16 protein-coding genes are annotated in these 20,381 nt (G+C 44.8%); 5 read left to right on the plus strand and 11 right to left on the minus strand.

Annotation, left to right across the window (positions count from 1 at the left end):
* Window positions 1-6: 6 nt before the first annotated feature.
* Window positions 7-4,536, minus strand: a complete 4,530-nt coding sequence (locus FFM70_RS11220) for an MMPL family transporter (protein ID WP_137616946.1) — start codon at window positions 4,534-4,536, stop codon at window positions 7-9.
* Window positions 4,537-4,717: 181 nt separating this feature from the next.
* On the opposite strand from FFM70_RS11220, the gene FFM70_RS11225 reads away from it, so the two are divergent.
* A complete protein-coding gene (locus FFM70_RS11225) occupies window positions 4,718-5,311 on the plus strand; it encodes a TetR/AcrR family transcriptional regulator (protein ID WP_137616947.1) in 594 nt (197 codons plus the stop codon).
* Window positions 5,312-5,651: 340 nt separating this feature from the next.
* Here the strand turns inward: FFM70_RS11225 and FFM70_RS11230 are convergent, their stop codons facing one another.
* From FFM70_RS11230 to FFM70_RS11240, 3 genes are all read right to left on the minus strand, one after another.
* Window positions 5,652-6,341: a GTP pyrophosphokinase gene (locus FFM70_RS11230; protein ID WP_137616948.1), complete on the minus strand. Its 690-nt coding sequence runs from the start codon at window positions 6,339-6,341 to the stop codon at window positions 5,652-5,654.
* A 49-nt stretch (window positions 6,342-6,390) separates the two neighbouring features.
* Window positions 6,391-6,678, minus strand: a complete 288-nt coding sequence (locus FFM70_RS11235) for a hypothetical protein (RefSeq protein ID WP_137616949.1) — start codon at window positions 6,676-6,678, stop codon at window positions 6,391-6,393.
* Window positions 6,679-6,845: 167 nt separating this feature from the next.
* Complete coding sequence (locus tag FFM70_RS11240) at window positions 6,846-8,240, minus strand: FAD-binding oxidoreductase (protein ID WP_137616950.1); 1,395 nt, start codon at window positions 8,238-8,240, stop codon at window positions 6,846-6,848.
* A 216-nt stretch (window positions 8,241-8,456) separates the two neighbouring features.
* On the opposite strand from FFM70_RS11240, the gene FFM70_RS11245 reads away from it, so the two are divergent.
* Window positions 8,457-9,491: an LCP family protein gene (locus tag FFM70_RS11245; protein WP_137616951.1), complete on the plus strand. Its 1,035-nt coding sequence runs from the start codon at window positions 8,457-8,459 to the stop codon at window positions 9,489-9,491.
* Window positions 9,492-9,969: 478 nt separating this feature from the next.
* Here the strand turns inward: FFM70_RS11245 and FFM70_RS11250 are convergent, their stop codons facing one another.
* Window positions 9,970-10,236 (minus strand): hypothetical protein, encoded by a 267-nt coding sequence (locus FFM70_RS11250; RefSeq protein ID WP_137616952.1) that lies wholly within the window; start codon window positions 10,234-10,236, stop codon window positions 9,970-9,972.
* Window positions 10,237-10,467: 231 nt separating this feature from the next.
* Between FFM70_RS11250 and FFM70_RS11255 the strand changes: the two genes are divergently transcribed.
* On the plus strand, window positions 10,468-10,779 hold the full coding sequence (locus FFM70_RS11255; protein WP_137616953.1) for a hypothetical protein: 312 nt from the start codon (window positions 10,468-10,470) through the stop codon (window positions 10,777-10,779).
* 85 nt (window positions 10,780-10,864) lie between these two features.
* On the opposite strand, the gene FFM70_RS11260 is transcribed toward FFM70_RS11255, so the two are convergent.
* The 4 genes from FFM70_RS11260 to FFM70_RS11275 all read right to left on the minus strand — a co-directional run bounded on the left by FFM70_RS11260 (window position 10,865) and on the right by FFM70_RS11275 (window position 14,816).
* Window positions 10,865-11,956, minus strand: a complete 1,092-nt coding sequence (locus FFM70_RS11260) for a S66 family peptidase (protein WP_137616954.1) — start codon at window positions 11,954-11,956, stop codon at window positions 10,865-10,867.
* 117 nt (window positions 11,957-12,073) lie between these two features.
* Complete coding sequence (gene celB, locus FFM70_RS11265) at window positions 12,074-13,402, minus strand: PTS cellobiose transporter subunit IIC (protein ID WP_137616955.1); 1,329 nt, start codon at window positions 13,400-13,402, stop codon at window positions 12,074-12,076.
* A gap of 313 nt (window positions 13,403-13,715) precedes the next feature.
* The gene (locus FFM70_RS11270; protein ID WP_137616956.1) at window positions 13,716-14,447 is read right to left on the minus strand and encodes a MurR/RpiR family transcriptional regulator; all 732 of its coding nucleotides are present in this window, start codon (window positions 14,445-14,447) and stop codon (window positions 13,716-13,718) included.
* An 81-nt stretch (window positions 14,448-14,528) separates the two neighbouring features.
* On the minus strand, window positions 14,529-14,816 hold the full coding sequence (locus FFM70_RS11275; RefSeq protein ID WP_137616957.1) for a hypothetical protein: 288 nt from the start codon (window positions 14,814-14,816) through the stop codon (window positions 14,529-14,531).
* A 498-nt stretch (window positions 14,817-15,314) separates the two neighbouring features.
* On the opposite strand from FFM70_RS11275, the gene FFM70_RS11280 reads away from it, so the two are divergent.
* Together FFM70_RS11280 and FFM70_RS11285 are read left to right on the plus strand one after the other, a co-directional pair.
* Window positions 15,315-16,019 carry a response regulator transcription factor gene (locus tag FFM70_RS11280; protein WP_137616958.1) on the plus strand — a complete coding sequence of 235 codons (705 nt, stop codon included), beginning with the start codon at window positions 15,315-15,317 and terminating at the stop codon, window positions 16,017-16,019.
* Window positions 16,006-17,382: a sensor histidine kinase gene (locus tag FFM70_RS11285; RefSeq protein ID WP_137616959.1), complete on the plus strand. Its 1,377-nt coding sequence runs from the start codon at window positions 16,006-16,008 to the stop codon at window positions 17,380-17,382. The genes FFM70_RS11280 and FFM70_RS11285 overlap by 14 nt, the downstream gene beginning before the upstream one ends.
* 148 nt (window positions 17,383-17,530) lie before the next feature.
* Here the strand turns inward: FFM70_RS11285 and FFM70_RS11290 are convergent, their stop codons facing one another.
* On the minus strand, window positions 17,531-17,842 hold the full coding sequence (locus FFM70_RS11290; RefSeq protein ID WP_137616960.1) for a type II toxin-antitoxin system Phd/YefM family antitoxin: 312 nt from the start codon (window positions 17,840-17,842) through the stop codon (window positions 17,531-17,533).
* A 77-nt stretch (window positions 17,843-17,919) separates the two neighbouring features.
* A complete protein-coding gene (locus FFM70_RS11295; protein WP_137616961.1) occupies window positions 17,920-20,259 on the minus strand; it encodes a cation-translocating P-type ATPase in 2,340 nt (779 codons plus the stop codon).
* Window positions 20,260-20,381 lie beyond the last annotated feature (122 nt).

A 20,381-nucleotide genomic window follows, 5' to 3' on the forward strand; every position in this document is an offset into this window, starting at 1 on the left:
TTCAACTTATTTGTGTGACCGTTTCGTCGGTTCATCCGTGGTCGATTCATCTTCCATGTTATCCGTCAATGGATAAGTCAAACGAATCAACGCTGGGATCACCGTTGGAATGGCGAATACCAGGATAATCAACCCGATAATCACGACCATCGCCACTTGGATCAAGGTCAAGACACCAGATGGCATCAAGGCCGCGAACGTTCCGCTTAAGATCAAGGCAGCGGATAAGACGACCGCACCGATAACCGAAGCTGCCCGAACGATCCGGGTACTTGGCGTCGCCGCCGTATTATCAAACTCACGGTACTTCATCATCAAGAAGATACTGTAATCAACCCCGAGGGCAATTAACATGATGAAACCGAAGAATGGTGTGTTCCAAGTCAACATATCTTGACCCATAATCATACTGCTCAACAACTTCGTAATACTCAAGGACATAATGTAAGCCAATAACAAGGTCCCGATAATGTAGAACGGTTGTAGGACAGAACGTGTGATAACCATTAAGGCTAACAAGATCCCGATTAACATGATTGCCGCCGTCCGCACAAAGTCACTCGACGCGATGGCTTGGGTATCATTGGTTTCAGAAGTTTGACCACCGATTGCGATTGTCGAGCCAGCCAATGACGTCCCTTTCAACGTGTTCTGAGCTTGTGTTTGGATAGCAGAGATCTTGTTCATCGCTGCCTTAGAACTAGGATTATCTTTCAAGACGATCGTTAACTTCGTGGCATGATAATTATCAGACATGTACGTGTTCAACGCCGTCTTGTAAGTTTTACTCTTCAAAGTAGCCTTTGGAACGTAATAAGTCTTCGCTGCATCAGAGTTCTTCAAACCAACGAGGTAACTGTTAGCTGAACCAACACCTTTATTAATGGTCTTAGTCCCATCACTAGCGGTTGCCAATCCTTTTTGTAACGTGCCCATCTGTTTAACCAAGCTTTGTAACGTGGTGTACATGGTTTGGTTACCAGCGGCCACTTGGGAAGCACCGGCAGTTAACGTCCCTGAATTTGCAGCCAACTTATTCGTCCCAGCATCTAAAGCACCGATAGCACTCACAAGTGTTGGTACTTGGCCCTGCAACGTGGTTAAACCGGTTGAAACTTGACCAGAACCAGCCGCTAATTGACTCACACCACTAGCTAAAGCTGGTACTTGGGCATTCAACTGTGCGTTACCATTGGCCACTTGAGAAGCACCAGCTGATAACTTGCTGATACCACTAACCAAAGTTGGCACTTGAGCATTCAATTGACCATTGCCTGTGGCGACTTGCGATGCGCCAGATGATAGCTGACTAATGGCACTAACTAAAGCTGGTACTTGGGTATTTAATTGACCATTACCTGTGGCAACTTGGGCAGCACCGCTGTTCAAGGCACTAGAGTTGGCAACCAATTGATTGGTCCCTGCTGCTAAGGCACCAATGGCACCAGTCAACGTTGGAACTTGCGAACTCAACGTATTAATGCCGCTGTTGACAGTTGAAACCCCGTTATTAATCTTATTAGCGCCAGTTGCTGCCGTGGCAACACCACTCGTGTAAGACCCCATCTTAGTTGCTAAACCACTTGTCCCGGTCTTCAATTGATCTAACCCAGTGGCAATTTGACTTGAGCCACTAACTAGGCCAGGCGTTGTCGTCGTCCCAGACAAAGCCGCTTCGATCTTTTGCGTTTGGGCAATCGCAGTTTCGAGTTTAGCAATTGCTTCTAACGAGCCTTCATTAGCTTTAATGGTCCCTGCTGCTAAAGTGCTTAAGTCTGAGAGTGAACTCAATTCACCACTCAGCTTTTGCATCTTATCAGCAGCCGTACTAATCCCAGCTAACTGAGTCTGTAAATCGTTCAAAGCTTGTAACCCATCATCAGCTGTTGTTGCAGAACCAGCTTTAGTCGTTGCCGTCGAACTTGTGTTGGCACTATTCTGGGCGTTGACTTGTGACGTCACGGCTGAACTGATGGCCGCCTTCTGTTCTGAAGTTGCCGATGAACCAGCCGCAGCAATTGCTGCAGAAGCTACTGCATTCGCATTAACCGACTTCGTGCTAGTACTGTTACCAGCTGCATCTTTGCTCGAGGCACTGGCTAAAGCACTCTTAATTTTAGTCATATCTGAATTGATGCCAGATTTTGACTGACTTAAAGCATCTGCAGTGGTTGTTAATGAAGAAATGCTTGTTTTAACATTTCCGGACCCATCTACTAGGGCCTGCATTTGCGTGTTGATTGCATTCAAACTATTCTTTAACGTCGTCAGTTGTGCCGTGTCCGCAGAGCCAGATGCTGCTTTAACTTGTTCTTCCATCTGACTTAAACCAGTAGCCACAGTAGCGGCGCCCGTTTGTAACGTCCCAACACTCGTTGCCAAATCTTGCGTCCCAGAATTGAGAGCATCATTGTTGTCGCTCAATGCCTTCAAACCGGACGTTAAACTATTAGTCCCAGTCAATAATGACCCAGTCCCATCAGATAAGGCTGCGATACCACTCGTTAAGGAACCCGTACCATCGTTCAACGTATTAAGGTTCTTGTTGACCGTATAAACACCATCAGTATATTTAACAACACCTTGTTTTAAGGTGTTCGAGCCACTGGCTAACTGACTAACACCATTTGACAACGTCCCAGTTTGACCATTCAATGTGTTCAAACCAGTGCTGACTTGTTGCGACCCACTTGCTAACTTGCTAGTCGCACCAGCCAACGTCCCAGTCTTGCCACTTAAAGTAGTCAAACCGGTGCTAACTTGTTGTGACCCACTTGCTAACTTGCTAGTCGCACTAGCTAACGTGCCAGTCTTGCCATTTAACGTGTTTAGCCCAGTCGTGACTTGTTGTGACCCATTCGCTAATTTGTTCACGCCACTCGACAAGGCCCCCGTCTTACTGCTTAATTGATCCAACCCATTATTCACGGTATAAACACCGTTCGTATAAGTGACCAACCCATCGGAAAGGCTTTTGGCACCATCAGCTAATTCTTTAGCACTGCTGACACCGGAAGACATGTTTGAGCCCTTCAGTTGACTATTGGCACTGTCTAAGCCGCTACTAATCTTCTTTAAGCCCTTGCTTGCTGAGGTCATCCCAGTTGTGACCGTCCCCAATTGCTTGTTGACGTATAGGTCACTAATTTCTGACCCCCCTGGTTGACTGACAGAAGCAACCGTTTTGACACCCTTAACCTTCTTCAATTGACGTGTTAAGTTATCTACGGCTTTAATATCTTTTTCGTTATTTAAAGCATGATCTGATTTGATATAAAGGGTCGATGGTTCCGCAGTCCCCTTCGAGAAATGCGCTTGAACCACTTTGAACCCTTTTTTAGCAGGAATCGAATCATTCAATTCTGCCAAAGTATCATAATTTAATTGATTGCTGTAGTTGAAGACAAATGGTGCCGCGACCCCTAAGACCACGACTAACGCAATCAAAGGATACTGCACGGACCCTTTTGAAATGCCACGCCACATTTTGCTCGTACTACCACCAGCAAAGTTCTTAGATGGCCAAAATAGCTTTGGTCCCAGCAATGCCATGAAAAATGGATTCAAAGTTAACAAAACTAACAAGAGGATGGCAACCGCTACGGCAACCCCCACGGCAGAACGATAAATCGAGAAGTTGGCTAATCCTAGGGCACTAAACCCAATCAATAGTGAGGAACCACTATAGAGAATCGTCCGGCCAGCTATCTTCAACGCTCGCCCAGTCGCGGCGACTGGACTATCGCCATGACTGAGTTCTTCTTTGAATTGATCGAACATTAAAATATTGTAGTCGGTCCCAATCCCAAAGAGGACCACGACCATAAAGACTTGGGTGAAGTTCGACAATGGAAAATTGAACTTGTCGACTAGATTCATCACAATGCTCAACGAAATAATGAACGATAACCCAACGGATAATAATGACACAATTGGGGTAATCGGTGATTTGAAGACTAACGTTAACACGATGAAAATAAAGACGACCGTGATAATTTCAGTTTTCTGTAACCCAGTTTCGGTTTCTTGCGTAAAGTCGTCAGTTAAGATGTCACTCCCAGTAACGTACGTTTTAACGCCACTGGTTTTGGCCCCTTGCGTGATAGTTTTAGTCATATTCGTCACAGTCTGGTTTTCACCAACCATTAGTTGTAATAACTGTGTCGATTTATCTTTAGAAATCAATTGTTTCTTTGCAGCGGCATTATCGCTCGCTGCGGTCATTGATTTAACATGATATTTAGACTTTTGGACTTTGAAGCGTTGAATCGTCCCATCGATTTTTTGCTTCTGAGTCGCAGTTAATGGCTTATCACCATTATTGAACACGACGACCACTTGACGCGTGTTATTTTGATGACGCCCCCAGTGATTTTGAATCACAGACGCAACTTGACTCTTCGCGCTACTTGGCAATTGGGTTTGGCCCTTATCACGGACTAAACTGCTGACATTTGGTAAGAACACGATGGCCGCCACCATCACGATCAACCAAACGACAGCCTGTATGGTAAATTGTCTACGGCTCCCTTTCAATGTTATATCCCTTCCCTAGTTCAGATTCTAAAACGACATCGTGACATTTAATCAACAATGTGTTTAAATAATAACAACATGTTAGTTGAAAATTAAAGAAAATTCAAGCAACAATTTTCATAATTTCGTCATTAAATAAACAAAAGTGGCGAAATTGTTTACTTAATGAGGTGAAATAATTATGGTAGGAACTAAAAATAATCGGCGGTCGCAAATGACCGAACGACTCATCCAAAATAGCTTGATTGAGCTGTTGCAGAACCATCCGATTAATGAAATCACCGTAACTGCCGTTTGCAAATTAGCGGACATTAATCGTGGGACCTTCTACGCTCACTATGAAGACGTTAAAGATTGTATGCACACGATGGAACAAGACGCGACAAAAGAATTATTGGCCGTCATTAACGAACATAAAGATCCTAATTCGTTACGTGCCATTTTAACGGGTATCTTTGAAATCGTGAAACGACGCCATGCCGTAACCTCGTTTATCCTGACGACTGATCAAGATTTCTTAATGACTTTCATCGCCATCACCAAACGTGAAATTCTGGAAGATGACCGTGTCAAGGTCGCCAACCTCAAACCGCGTGAGGGGCAATATATGTTTGAATATTACCTCAACGGGATTGTCGGTGTCGTTCGCTACTGGCTTAAAAGCGGCCTAGAAGAGTCACCAGAACAACTTGCGAACTTTATTAACGATTGGTGGTACCGTGGTAAACCCTTTAAAGAACTCTCAAATAAGTCGGGCAACTTTAGCGACAATTAGACCATCACGCCCTTTCTGCAGAGATAACAGTTATTCTGTAAATAACTATTACGTTATCGATTAAATCTGTCAAAAACAGCACTGACAATCGATATCGCTTAGTTATAACACCTACATTAAAAATATCATGACTGCTAAAATAGTGAAAGAATTCCACCTTTAAAATCAAGTGGAAACTGGCTTAGACCACTCATTGCCAGCCGCAGCTAGTCCGTTATTTGCTAAGTGACTCAATTATTATAACAACTCAAAACAACCTTGAACTTGATGACCATCAAGTCCGCCAAAAAGGCGTCATCTAAAACCAATTGACTGGTTTTTAGATGACGCCTTTTAACTTTTAACCATCCGACTTAGGTGGTCGCTGATCATACATTCGTTCTTTGATATCATCCATTTCCTGATCTAGTTGCGTAATCAAATGAGCTTTTTCCGTCAAAGACTGCCGCAACGCCGCTTGATTCGGGACATTCTTCTTATAGTTCAGTTCATGTTCCAACGACGCCCAAAAGTTCATGGCAATCGTCCGGACCTGCAACTCGACCTCAATAATATTCGGACCATCAACGGTGTAGACTGGTACGCCTAAAATCAAGTGCAAGCTTTGATAACCATTTGGCTTGGGATGATGAATATAATCCTTCACTTTGAGAACTTTTAAATCCGCTTGTGTAGCTAATAAGTCTTCAACGGTTTTCACATCGCTCAGGAAGCGTACAATCAACCGAATCCCCGCAATGTCATGCAGGTTCGTGTAGACTGCCTCAAGGGTCAGGGGTAAATGCTTTCGCTGCATTTTGCCAACAATACTCTCGGGCGATTTGATTCGCGATTGCTTACTGTCGATTAGGGCATAGCCATAGCGCAGTTCATATTCACGACTAATATAATCTAATTTATCTAAAACTAATTTCATCGCAACTTCATACCGTAATGAATAAGCTTTTAATTGATCCACCGCCTGTAATAACTCAGGTGGTGCTGGCAAAAATTGATCCGGTTCAGTTGTTTGAGACTCTGGTTTACTCACTTATCTCTCGCTCCAATGACTTTCTCTTTGCACGCTTATGCGTTCGTGCTTATTGAATGGTCACGATCCATTCACGGACAATCTGATTATAATCAATCAAATATTGGTCATCGCCAACTTGATAGCCCAAACGACCATTGACATCTTTGAAATCACTCGGAATCAGGCCATGACCTTCGAGCACGTTTAAATGCCCTGCAACCATCCGATCCTCTAGAAAATGCTCGAATCGTTGCCAGAAACGTTGAAAACTTGCAAAATCAACGACGTCAAAGACTTCGTTGCGCAAGACCTCGGCATCAAATTCAAGCCGAACATTCGAACCTTTTGGTGTCAATTACGTTCCTCCCCAGCTACTCTTAATACTTTAATCATAAGCATAAACGTGTCGCGGTGCAATCATTAACTTGCGAATTAGAATGCTTTTAGGTGAAATTTAAAAAGTCCGAGGCAATCCCTCGAACTTTTCGTGGTACTAATTCAATTGCGACACAAAAAATGTCGTTAGTTAATCTTCCGTTTTGGATTTAAAATACCCATTGGATCAAATAACGCTTTAATTTGATGTTGTAACTGATCAACATCTTCCCCTAACTCAGCGTTGTTCCATTGATTCTTCAACATGCCAACCGCGTGTTCACCAGAAATCGTTCCGCCAAGCGCTAACGTCTTGTGGAACATTTCTTGTAACGCCACGATTATATTATCCGGCACCTTGGTAGCTTCTTTTGGCCAAACTAAAGTTGGATGCACGTTACCATCACCGGCATGGCCCGCCGTATAGATTTTGACATCTAAGCGTTGCGCTAAATCTTGAATGTAGTCCATTAATGGGGCTAATTGTGACAGCGGGACCGCCATATCTTCCATAATATGGTTCTGACCGGCAAAGACGGCTGGCAACATATCCCGACGTAACTTTTCCAACTTGGCCTGTTCTTCTGGGTCCTCGGTAACCGTGACATTCTTAGCTTGTTTATCAGCTAACAACTGCTTAACAAGCTGCATGCTAGCCTCGCCACCATTGTCTAGTTTAAAAATCAACATCGCTGCACTATCGGTAGCGTAGTTAGTCTTTTCATACCGATCCAATGCCGCCACAGTCTGCGCATCCAACGCTTCGAGCATTGTTGGATAAACGCCAGAGATTCGAATCGCCGTAACGGCTTTTGCTAAAGCCGTCATATTTTCAAAGAAAGCGACCCCCATGACTGGCGTACCTAATGGAATTGGCATTAATTTAACGATCACTTTGGTCACGATTCCTAAGGTGCCTTCTGAGCCGACCATGAGTTGTGTCAAATCGTAACCGAACGCTTGCTTAAGGGTCCGACCACCTAACGTGATCTCACGACCATCCGCCAGTACAACTGTTAAGCCAAGGACATTGTCTTTCGTCGCACCATACTTCACGGTGCTCATCCCACCAGCATTGGTCATCACATTACCACCAATCCCCGAAATGGGCTTTGAACCTGGATCTGGCGCATAAAACATGCCTTCTTTGCGGGCTGCTTGGTCCAAATCGCCATTAATAACGCCTGGTTCAATCACCGCTAGAGAATCTGCCTTACTAATTTCAAGAATATGATTCATTTTAGCCGTTGATAAAATTAAACCACCGGCAATCCCATCGGAACCAATCACTGTACTGGTTGTTTGTGATTGTGGAATGACTGGCAAATGGTACTTGCGCGCAATTTTCAGCGTGCCTTGAATGTCGGCCGTCGACTGAGCTTCAATATAGGCCAGAGCCAAGCCACTGTCGTCATCGGTCAATCTTTTACTAAAAGAAAACTTTTGTAACGTTTCGGGGTCGGTTAAAACTCGATCTGCCGGAACTTGTTGTTTTAAATCTGTCAAAACATCTGTATCAGAAAACGCTTTAAACGTTGTCAAACTAACATCTCCAATTCATTCAAATTCAATTCATTTTCAGTATAGTCCAACTTCTTAGAATTGACTGCTTCTAAGTCTCAGCCCAATTTGCATAGTTTCCTATCAAAGCGCCTTTGATGGTATCTATTTTTTGAATTAAGTACACTCAAAATAGGTATTTTTCAGTTGACCGCGAAAACGGTATGCTAACAACTGTAGTTTCAAAAGGAGGGCACTATGCAACATATGAGACATTCTAAATTACGACCATGGTTGATTGCGGGGGGCTTAATTGCCCTGATCGCACTCATCACCGTTGGGGTCATTATTCGTCAAGCACAGGCCCGTTACCAGTCAGCCGTTTATACTGGCTCCAGTTCTAGTCAACCGGTCAATGCCAACAAACCAATCAGTATCCTGTTACTCGGCGTCGATACCGGTGCAGACGGCCGAATCGACAAAGGTAATTCCGATACGATTATGGTCGTGACCATTAATCCGAAAACTGAAAAGACCGTGATCACAAGTATTCCCCGTGATACTTTGGCCCAGATGGTCGGCACGAAAACGACTAATGTACAAAAGTTAAACGCGGCCTACAATATTGGTGGGTCAAAAATGGCTAAGGCCAGCGTCAGTCGACTCTTTAACGTCCCTATCAACTATTACGCGACAATCAATATGGGTGGCTTAAAGCAAATCGTCGATGCTGTTGGTGGCGTCACCATCACCAGTTCAATGAACGTGACCTTTGATCACATCACCACGACTAAAGGTACCCATCATTTAAATGGCAAACAAGCTTTAAGCTACACGCGCATGCGCTATCAAGATCCGCGGGGCGATTACGGCCGTCAATTGCGACAACAACAAGTTATGAAAGCCGTCTTGACCAAGCTAACTAAAACTAGTACCGCGTCACATTACGGCGAATTGCTCAGTTCACTAAAAGGCAATTTAAAGACTGATCTGAGCTTTAACGACTTAGTTTCGTTAGCGACCCACGACCGTGCGAATACTAAGCACATTAAATCGACCCAAGTTGTTGGGACCGGTGCGTGGATCAATACGAGCTCTTACCAAATTTTAAGCACCAAGAAACTGCAAGCCACTTCCGATGCGATTCGCACCCAATTAGGCTTGAATACCGAGAAGTTGACCAACGTAGAGACCCAACTCAACGCCCTCAATCCAACTTACGATGGCGTCAACAATCAGAATTACAATACCAATGGTTTAGATACCATTACCTACACAGATGGGACTTACTAACTCCTAAAACACGCGCTAAGCAGACCGAATTGTCGGTAAGCTTAGCGCGTGTTTTTATATAATCTACATTTGGTGCTAGTTGGTTTTATATTGCCTGGTTGGTCCAGAATCGGCTGGAACGTGGTGGCCACGTTTGGAAGCCAAAGAGCGGTCTTCCAAGCTGGGGGTTATCTAAGTCGGAAAATCACCGACCAAGATAAATGACATCACTGAGCCAATTCTGGCCCACCCAACGTTAATTAACAGCTATTAAAAAATTAATGATTGATCATTTTTAGTTCAGTTATTTAGCCGAGAGGTTGGTTGCTAAAATGCTCAGCCGTGTCGTTGGCCTTAGTGCGAGTGGTCTGCTCGGACTTAGGCCAAGGCCAGTTTTGAAGACCGCTTTTTGGCTTCAAAATGGCCCATGGCGTTCCAGCATTTTAGCAACCAACCGGCGGGCGGCAATTTCAACTAGCACCAAGCATATAAGCAATTTTTAGGCAATCAAGGTCTGTTGCCAATTTTGAAATAAGGTAATCAAACCACCCGTATTATCATTAAATTCATACATTTTATGATTGGTCGTCGCAATCGCCGAATCATGGTTGATCAAGAGGTCACTCAACCTTAGCGTCAATTCAAAGGGCTTGAAGGCTTGGGTCGAATGGACTTTGATCCAATTTGTGTGCTGATCCGCTGCCACATAAAAGTACTGCGCCATCGTCGTTTCTAGATCCACCTGTTTTAAAATTCCCGTTTTCATCACGTCCGCCCCAATCCGTTTAAGTTATGAGTTCACTATAAGTGCTGAAACGGGTTTCAGGTCAAGGAAAATCGTTCAGAAAATTAAACTGCAATTTCAATTGTTACATTTTAATAACACTATGCTAAAACACTAGGCATATTAGTCAAATGGTTGTACTATATATTTGAACGTTAATTCACGGGCTTGCTTAATCGTGCAAGCTACTTCAAGTTAAAGGAGTTGCCCACCATGATTCAGACCAAATCAGCACACCAACAAAAATTCTGCTATTTAATTGAATTGACCGGTGATATCTACACCGATCTTTTGGTCGCGCTTTCGGCTGATGAGCAAAAAATCGGTGATTGGGAGCGTGTTTATTCCGCAAAATTACCGACTTGGCGCCTTTGGACTAACGAAAATGCCGATACGGTCCGCTACGTGGTCTCACACGTGATTGCCCGGTATTCACTACCGCAAAATGATTATTGGTTGATCCAATATGAAGGCAATGACCATCAGCATCCAACCATGTTACATCCGCGATTCCACACGCGCTAACCTAAAAATTCAAGCACTTGCGTTTAAAGACGTTTGGAAAAATTCCAAACGCCTTTTTTGTCTGCAATTTAAGGGGGCAACTTTTCTAATCACTCGTGACCGGGCCACTAAAATATGGTTCTTCAATCGTTATTGTCGCCGCGTCAAAATCAACTGTTGTTAACGCGCCATACGGTAAGGCCGTCCGTGGATAAGCGTGCCCAAAGTTGACATTCATCAAAATTGGCAAGTGCCACTTCTCCGTGGCGGCTAACAATCGGTCACGATAGGCGTCGTAATAACGCTCATTCTGCGGTTTCCCGACAATGATTCCCGCAACCGCGCCGAGAATACCTACAGCCGCTAGTTTTGCCAACATCGCTTCAAATAAGTCTGGATTAGGTTGTTCATCACTCGTTTCAATGAACAATAGTCGTCCCTGCCAATCCGTAACTGATGGGACTAATTGAAACTGTTGCGCCACTTGTGCCTCATCGGGGTAACGGGTGTTAGTTAGTAAATCGTAAAAACTATCTAAACAACCACCTAGTAACCGTCCTGTGACCCGACCACTGCCGCGCAGCACATCATAATGACGTTCTTCCGGATGATCTAGCCGCGGTTGATCTAGTTCGCTGGGCCCAAAGGCTTTGCGCTCTTCATACCAAACCGGGCTACTTTCAATGCGGGTCGTCGCCGGATTCTTAAAATAATGCTGAATCGTCTTCGCCGTATAAGGCAACAGCGTTGGGGCTAACTCGGCGAAATCATTTAAAAAGTTCGGCCCATAAAACGTCTGTAACCCCAGCCGATAGAACATTAAATGGTTAACCGTCGTGTCCGAAAATCCTGTGACCAATTTAGGATGTTCTCGAACGGACTGCACAAATTCCGGATCAGTCATCAACAGTGGTGCTAAGCGATACGTGTCATCACCGCCAATCGCACAAATAATGCCTTTAATTTCGTCTGCTAAAAAGGCGCGCTTCAAATCGGCGGCTCGGTCTTCCGGATGCGCCTGTAAATAGGCCCGTCCGCGCAACGCATTGGGCATCACCATTGGCACTAAGCCCAATTGTTGTAGTCGTGCTAACCCGCGTTTCAATTGATGCTCACTACTGCCCTCCCCCAAAGTGCCACTGGATAAACTGACAATGGCAACTTGATCACCATGCTTTAATGCCGCTGGCTTCTGCATTGGTCATCACGCTTCTTTCTAATTCTTTTCTAATCATTTTATTATATTTAGTCAGCTTTGCCAACAAAAATTCCGAAAAAAAAGAACCCGCCGAGGCGAGTCCCTTTTAAAATCAACTTAAGCTTTAGCAGTTTGGGCTGCAGCAGCAGCTTCTTTTGCAGCGAAAGTCTTTTCTTCCTTAACTTTGTCACGATCCAAAGCCTTGAAGAAGAAGTAGTAAATCGCGCCATCAAGAACGATGTTAACGATTTGCATTACGGCACCAGATAAATGACCAGTTGCTAAGTAACCAGAGATAATTGGCGGCGTGGTCCAAGGAACCATGACACCCATCGTCTTAGCAACCAAACCAGTTGACATCGCAACATAAGTTGTCACAACGTTGGTTAATGGAGCTAAGATGAATGGAATCGCCATCCGGTAGTTCATAACGATTGGCAAACCAAAGACGATTGGTTCGTTAATGTTAAAGATTGCAGGTCCGATAATCAATTTACCTAAAGTCTTAAATTCAGCGCTCCGTGAAACAAAGGCAATCATAAATGCTAACCCAAGAGTCGCACCAGAACCACCCATGTGGATGAAGTTATCGAAGAATTGTGACGTAACGATGTTAGGAATGGCTTTACCAGCGCTAACAGCGTGCGCGTTTTGTGACATTGCTGACAACCAGATTGGTGACATAACGCCAGAAACGACGTTGGCACCATGAATCCCGAAGATCCAAAGTAAACAGATCAAGAATTCAGCAACTAAGGCACCTGGTAAGGTGTTACTCAATAAGCCTAATGGTTTAGCTAAAACGAATGAGATCACGTTTGGAATACTGCCCATTGGGGTAGCTTCGACAACTAAACGTAATAACCAGATTAAAACTAAGATGATGGCACCAGGAACTAAAGCAGCAAATGAGTTGCTGACTGCCGGTGGGACACTTTCAGGCATCTTAATCGTCCAATTGCGGTGAACCATGAACACATAAAGATCGGTAATGAATAAACCAATAAGAAGAGCAGTAAACAAACCAGCCGAATCTAATTGTGTTAATGGTACCCATAAGGCCCCAGCTTTATCAGTGTTTAGCGGAATAGTTAACAGCCAAGCACTCATTGAAACGATTGAAGCTGAGATTGGATCGACTTTGTAACTCTTAGCCATGTTATAAGAAATCCCAATAACGGCAATTAACCCCATGACATGGAATGATGCGTTGGTTGGATATTGAACAATGGTAGCCCAGTTCTTGCCAAAGGTATTTAACATGAAAGTTTGATAACCTTGGATTGGGAATTGAGCAATGATCATGAAGACTGACCCGATGATAATCATTGGTACGGCTAATGTCATCCCATCACGTAACGCGATTAAATGACGAGAACCAGCAATCTTACCAAATAATGGGACGAGTCGGTCATTAACGAAACTTGATTTATTGTTTTCGCTCATGTCGTTGACCCCCTAGAATAATTTGAAAACGTATTGCTTAAAATCTAACGTCTTGGATATCACAAGACCAACCGCATTATTAACTTATCGATAATGGCCAATTATCAGTTCCTAATGCAATTAACTAAATAATAGCATGTTTCATAGCTGTGGTGGTTTCAAGCCATCCAGCTGTTGAATACGCTTTCTATAAATTCTATTATACCTATCATCTCGGTAATGTATACCCTTTCAAAAAATATTGTGTAGTGTTTCTTTAAAAGGAACGTGTTCCATTTGTGGAATTTGTTCCTAGCAAATTCCGTCAATCGGTCTAATCCACTTTCTGGACACCCATCGTAATTTGTTCCAAAAAATAGACGACCGGAAGTTGTGATAACGTGCTCCCACCACTGATAGCTCGGACTTCCGGCGTATCATAGGTCAATACAACATCCCCGATACTTGCGGCTGTGGAGTGGCTACTGGCCGTAATCACAACTAGTTTGGCACCATTTTGTTGATAGAAGATGCCTTGTTGAATGACATCTTCCGATTCACCGGAAACCGACAACAGTAACAGCACCGTATCCGATAAATCAACGGCGGTGACGGGTAACGGTTGCGACGTCTCATTGACCTGTAGCGCATAAACACCAAAGTTGGCTAATAAGTGGGTCCCATAACCGGCCAGCCCCTTACTCGTTCCGGCGCCAATCAAGACGACCGTTTTGGCTTGCCGAATCAACGCCGTTGCGGCGGTAATCTTGCTCGTGACCGTGGGAACATCCATCCGGTCAAAGAAAGTCCGCATGGGCACGACAGTCTGTGACACTGGTTGCGCCGCATCCTGACGCAACTGCTCTTTCAGCGTGAACTTAAACTCGGCGTAACCGTCATAACCCATCCGTTTCAGAAATCGTAAAATCGTTGTCGCCGAAACATGACTCTGGTTAGCCAGTTGACGAATCGTCATCGTACTGACTTCAGCTGGATGTCCCATAATATACTTGTAAATCTCAATTTCTAGGCGATTCAGCTGTTGAACTTGATCATATGAAAACATCGCGGCACACCTCCTGAACATTTAAATTGGTCTAATACCAAATTGATAGCCACAACCAGAACTTGTAGGAACAAATTCCAGCTAGCGGTCACCCCAACGACCATCAATCTCTGGTTTGATCGTTAAATCAGTCATTTCGAGATCACAATCAACTAAAGCCATCGTCAATTTTTCGGTGAATTCTTTGGTTTTGTATGGTGAATCGATGTGCCAAGTCCGATAACTAGGCGTCCGACTGACATTTCCGAGTGCCACAATTGCGGGCACGTCTTTCGGATCAACTTTCGCTGCTGTTTTTTTGACATCAATTGAATAGCCATAGTGGCCGCTGTGATACAGAGCTTGCATCGCATCATTAAAGATTCCCATGTTCATCCCTACTTCCTCGAATTAGTTATTCCAAGTTTACCATAACTCACTGAGGCGCTTACATTTTGCGCATAAATTTGATGAAAATAAGTCAATTTATCGATAACCTTTCACAACTATTGGCTATAATGAGACTAAATTAGACGTTTCGTGTTAGTTGATTTAAATCGCCACTCTGGTTGGTCCAGAATCGACTGGAACGTGGTGGCCGCGTTTGGAAGCCAAGTGCGGTCTACCACAAGCCGGGGGTTATCTAAGTCGGAAAATCACCGACTAAGATAAACGACACCACTGAGCCAATTCTGACCCGTCCGACGTTAATTAACGGCTATTAAAAAATTATTGATTGATTATTTTTAGTTCAGTTATTTAGCCGAGAGGTTGGCTGTTAAAATGCTCAGCCATGGCGTTCCAGCATTTTAGCAACCAACCGGCAGGCGGCAATTTTAACTAATACCAAACCTTAAATGATGTGATATAGGAAGGATCAGCACTATTATGAAAAAAACAATTCTAGTTGTCGAAGATGAACTCAGTCTCTCCGGCTACTTGACCAAAGAACTCCAATTTGAAGACTTTGACGTGCTCGTTGCTAACGATGGTCTCGCCGCCATGGACATGTACACTGCTCATCAAAATGACCTTCTCTTAATCTTACTGGACTGGATGTTGCCAAAGCTAGACGGCATGGAAGTGCTGCGGCGCATCCGTAAACATGACCAAGTCCCCGTCATTATTATGACCGCACGTGACTATATTGGCGACAAAGTCGCTGGGTTAGACAACGGCGCCGATGACTACATTACCAAACCGTTTGAAATCGAAGAATTGTTGGCGCGCATTCGGGTCATTCAACGGCGCGCTGAAAATCAACTGGAACCTAATCAAGTCTATCAACTTGATCAGATTGTCTTGGATACCAAGGCACATCGGGTTACAAATGCCGACGTCGAAGTTCAATTAACCCATCGTGAGTACGATCTACTGCATTTTTTCTTAGCGCATCCTGATGAGGTCTTCACCCGCGACGACTTGCTGGATCAAGTCTGGGGCGCCGACTTTCTGGGCCAACAAAACGTGGTCGATGTCTACGTCGGCTATTTGCGCAATAAATTAGCGACGCCAAATGCTGGGCCATTAATCAAAACGGTCCGCGGTGTCGGCTACAAATTAAGGGAGTCGATTGCGAATGCCGAAAACTAAACCCATTCCAACGTATGAACAGTTGATTAACAAAGCAATCAAACGGCTCGTCTTGACGATCACGCTCGCCATCAGTGCCGTCATCTTAGTCGTCGTTGGGGCCCAACAAACGGTCAACACTTCTCACGAAGCTCGTGAATTAATGAGTAGCCTGCATCAGGCCAACATTAACGACGTCCCCAGCTTCATTCAGTGGAATAACACGACGACTAGAAATACAAAACAAGCCGCGTTTATTCGCGTTTCGACCAAAAAAACAACCATCACGACGGCCACCAAAACCAAGCAGACGATTTTAACCTCACCATCTTCAAAGGCCTTTTTTGCGCGCCGACCAACACACCTCGTGGGAGCGTTAGTCCACGTCCGCGGTTTCGGTTTCTTCTTATCATATACGCAAAAAGACGGCAATAACACGTATCAACTGTGGGTCAGTCTTCGACGGCTGATCAATAGTTTGCTCGTTTTGATCCTGCTAATTATTATTGTCACCTTGCTAACCTTGGCCGCAGGAACTTGGTGGGCGCATCAGTTAGCTTCGCGTTTAAGCGCACCAACCATCAGTCTGTTGCATGAAACTAAATACACGTCCAATAACCCTGACGCCGACCAGCCAACCTTGACTGTGCCGACCAGTCCACGTGAAGTTAATGATCTGGGGCAAGCTTTTAATGAACTGTTAGTTGCCCAAAATGAGCGTTTACAGCACGAACGGCAATTTATCTCGGACGCCTCACATGAATTACGAACCCCGATTGCGGCGATTCGCGGTAATCTGAGCCTAATTCGGCGACGTGGTGAGGCCCATCCGGAAGTCATTCCAGAATCCTTAAATTTTATTGATGAAGAATCACTTCGCATGCAACACTTGATTGAGAACTTATTACATTTATCACGGGCGGACCGGGCTAAATTGACCCTGACCGACCAAGATTTATCATTCTTATTACTGCAACTAGGCGAACACTATCAACCGTCCCTCTCACAACCGTTAAAACTGGCGATTGATCCAGAGATTCACGTCAATGGTAATCCAGAGATGTTGCAACAGATCGTCGTTGCTTTATTGGATAATGCTCACAAATATTCACCAGCTGATCAGCCGATTACGTTGAGTCTACATGCCACCGAGCATGCGGTTCGTTTGGCAGTGGCTGATTTAGGCGAAGGGATTCCTGATGATCAAAAAACCGCGATTTTCCAACGATTCTACCGTGTTGATCAATCACGATCACAAGCAATTGAAGGGAGCGGCCTGGGCTTAGCCATCGTGCAACAGCTCGTTACCTTGAATCATGCCAAAATTGAAGTCACTGACAATCACCCCCAAGGGAGCATCTTTACCTTGATTTGGGCAAAATAATGTCGTTAAAAAACAATCGTATCCAAGCTGCCTACTCAGGCTTAACTTGGATACGGTTGTTTTTGGTCAGAGCTCTTCCTTATGACTATCTTCGAAACATTTCAGCTCGACTTTGCTCAGTAAAATTTTTCATTTTAAAAGCAATCGACTATTCCCAACCATCAGTTTTATCAATTTTAGGGATTTGTTTAGCGACTGCTCCTCGAACTTCGACATCAGAATACAATTGATGTTTCTCATTTAGGCGACGCACTGCTTCTTTGTTGATTAGCGCTTCCTGAAACTGATCGATTTGGCGGACCATGCCTTCATATACTGTTACTGAAAGCACCACGCCAACTAGTTCACTGCGATCGAAGACATAAATACCAGTCTTTTCAGACTCAGCTTTTTTGAAGACAGCTTCAACCGACTGCTTAATTTCAGTCATATCACTGGCTGGCACATTTAGTGTACACACAATACCCATCCTCTCTAGTTCAACTCAACGTTAAATGGTTATTTGTCACTCAAAACATCACAACACCATCTCTGCCGTTACTTCCAGCGAATCTTACTTAACACACGCCTGCCAAGGCCATTCTGCAACAGGATAAAGACTGGATAAGCACTCAATATCAGTGGCAAGTAGAACAAGGCTAAATGCCAATCTAGCAAGTTCACTAGCGAGAAGACTTTCCCCGCAAATAGAAATGCCATCACAAATAGGGTTCCCATCAATGCCACAAGCCCAATTTTAAAACGGTTCAGCGGTCGCGCCGCAATTAACAAAGCATTCAAGCTTATAATACCGGTCAGTAGCACGCTCAAAGTTGAGGTCGTCGCAAAGTTCAAATTAAACTCGGCACCTAGTAGATCAATCACCATAATATAACCGACCACCGCAATTGCAGCTGGCACGGCAATTTCCATGACTTGCTTCATGAAGCGACTCGTAATACGCGTATAGTCCGGTTGTAAGGCCAAGAAGAACGTTGGAATCCCAACCATCAACGACGAAATTGGCGTTAATTGGATCGGTTCAAAGGGATAACTGTGGGACATGAAGATAAAGATCACCGTCAAAGCGACTGAATACATTGTTTTAATTAAATAAAGCGCCGCAACCCGTTCGATATTGTTGATGACGCGGCGGCCTTCATTTAGGACTTGGATCATGGCGTCAAAGTTCGAATCCAGCAACACAAAATCGGCTAAGCTCTTAGTGGCTTCACTCCCACTAGCCATTGCAATACTGCAATCTGACTGCCGCATCGCCAACAAATCGTTGACACCATCCCCAGTCATCGCCACGGTATGACCGGCTGTTTGGTAGGCTTTGATCAGTCCCGCCTTCTGCTGCGGTGTCACCCGACCAAAGACGTTGTAGGTAGCCACTAACTGATCATAGTCTGGCTCAGTGCCGACCTGACTCATATCGATAAGTTGGTCCGCCCCCGCAATCCCAGCCCGTTTGGCGATGCTCGCGACTGTGACTGGATTATCGCCTGAAATCACTTTTAGAGCCACATCTTGTTTCGCAAAGAACCCAAACGTGGCTTGGGCATTTGGTCGCAGCTCATCCGTGATCAACACCAACCCTAGTGCTTCTGGAGTCATGGGCTTAGGCGTCGTCAGCTTAGCGACTTTGGCTAACACTAATACTCGAAAGCCTTGCTGTGCCAACTGTTGAATCCGTTGTTGGAGTGCCGGCGAGACTTCACGAAAAATAAACTCTGGTGCGCCCAACACATAGGCTTGACCATCAAAACTCGCACCACTCCATTTACGACCAGACGAAAACGGCATCACCTCGTCGGGGGTCACGGCTGGCTTAACGAGACCACTCTGAATGGCTTGGGCAGTTTCGTTATCATCATTAATGGCGCTGACCAACTTAGCCAACGTGGTTTGAACCGCACCAGCTGCGACATCCGCCCACGGCTCAATGCGCTCAAATTTCAGGTCGCCGCTCGTAATCGTCCCCGTTTTATCCAAGCAGAGAATATCGACCCGCGCCAACGCTTCAATCGCCGGTAATTCCCGGACTAAGACTTGATGACGGCCCAGTGTGAAGGCACCGGCAGCTAAGGCGACCGATGTCAGCAACACCAGTCCTTCTGGAATCATACCGACCATCGCCGCCACCGTGCCTAGAATGGCCCGATTTTGACCGGTTCCCCGCATCAAGGTCGAAATAAATAACCCAGCCCCCAGCGGAATGATCGTAAACGTTAATATTTTAATAATCCGATTAATAATTGTCAGAAGTTGACTCGGCGTCCGGTGATCTGATTTCGCCGAACGGGCCAATTGCTTAATATAACTGCCATGGCCGACCACCGTCGCTTGCACAATGCCGTGACCACCTAATAGCACACTTCCTGAAATCAGTTCGTCGCCATTACCCTTGATAATCGGTTCCGACTCACCCGTAATTTGGGACTCGTCGACTTCCAACCCGGTCGTCTCGCGCACAAGCACGTCAACCGGAATTTGGTCACCACGCGTGACGCTGATCAAATCATCTTGGACCAGATCTGCTTGATCCACCGAAACCTTTTTCCCATCGCGAATGACCGTCATCTTCGCAGCCGACAGAATCGTTAACTTATCAACTTGCCGTTTCGCCCGAATCTCTTGAAAAATACCAATGGCGGTATTCATGATGACGACAAATAAAAAGAGTAAATTTTTATAACTCCCCGTCATAAAAACCAAGGCGCCTAATAACACGTTGATCAAGTTGAATAGTGTTAATAAGTTATCGCGAAAAATCTGCTGTACGCTCCGAGTCAGCGGTGGCAACGGTTCATTGTGCAGGCCAGCTGCCAGCCGTTGCTGGACCGCTGCGGCCGTTAACCCCTGTTCCAATGGTGGTAAGTTTCGTTCGGTCATCCTAATGAGCCTCCTCAGTTTTCTATCTCTTCTATTGTAAACATTTTTGGCGAATTTTGACGATTCTGACGCTCAAATCTGGTCTGGCTTAACTTATTTTTAAGCTAACGATTGGGGGCAGG

The sequence above is a fragment of the Lactiplantibacillus nangangensis genome (assembly GCF_005405065.1).
GTDB lineage: Bacteria > Bacillota > Bacilli > Lactobacillales > Lactobacillaceae > Lactiplantibacillus > Lactiplantibacillus nangangensis.

Excerpts from the sequence above, each read along its gene's own strand:
- FFM70_RS11225 (WP_137616947.1), top strand. The coding sequence starts at position 4,718 with ATGGTAGGAACTAAAAATAATCGGCGGTCGCAAATGACCGAACGACTC.
- FFM70_RS11245 (WP_137616951.1), top strand. The coding sequence starts at position 8,457 with ATGCAACATATGAGACATTCTAAATTACGACCATGGTTGATTGCGGGG.
- FFM70_RS11250 (WP_137616952.1), bottom strand. The coding sequence starts at position 10,236 with ATGAAAACGGGAATTTTAAAACAGGTGGATCTAGAAACGACGATGGCG.
- FFM70_RS11255 (WP_137616953.1), top strand. The coding sequence starts at position 10,468 with ATGATTCAGACCAAATCAGCACACCAACAAAAATTCTGCTATTTAATT.
- FFM70_RS11260 (WP_137616954.1), bottom strand. The coding sequence starts at position 11,956 with ATGCAGAAGCCAGCGGCATTAAAGCATGGTGATCAAGTTGCCATTGTC.
- celB (WP_137616955.1), bottom strand. The coding sequence starts at position 13,402 with ATGAGCGAAAACAATAAATCAAGTTTCGTTAATGACCGACTCGTCCCA.
- FFM70_RS11270 (WP_137616956.1), bottom strand. The coding sequence starts at position 14,447 with ATGTTTTCATATGATCAAGTTCAACAGCTGAATCGCCTAGAAATTGAG.
- FFM70_RS11275 (WP_137616957.1), bottom strand. The coding sequence starts at position 14,816 with ATGGGAATCTTTAATGATGCGATGCAAGCTCTGTATCACAGCGGCCAC.
- FFM70_RS11280 (WP_137616958.1), top strand. The coding sequence starts at position 15,315 with ATGAAAAAAACAATTCTAGTTGTCGAAGATGAACTCAGTCTCTCCGGC.
- FFM70_RS11285 (WP_137616959.1), top strand. The coding sequence starts at position 16,006 with ATGCCGAAAACTAAACCCATTCCAACGTATGAACAGTTGATTAACAAA.
- FFM70_RS11295 (WP_137616961.1), bottom strand. The coding sequence starts at position 20,259 with ATGACCGAACGAAACTTACCACCATTGGAACAGGGGTTAACGGCCGCA.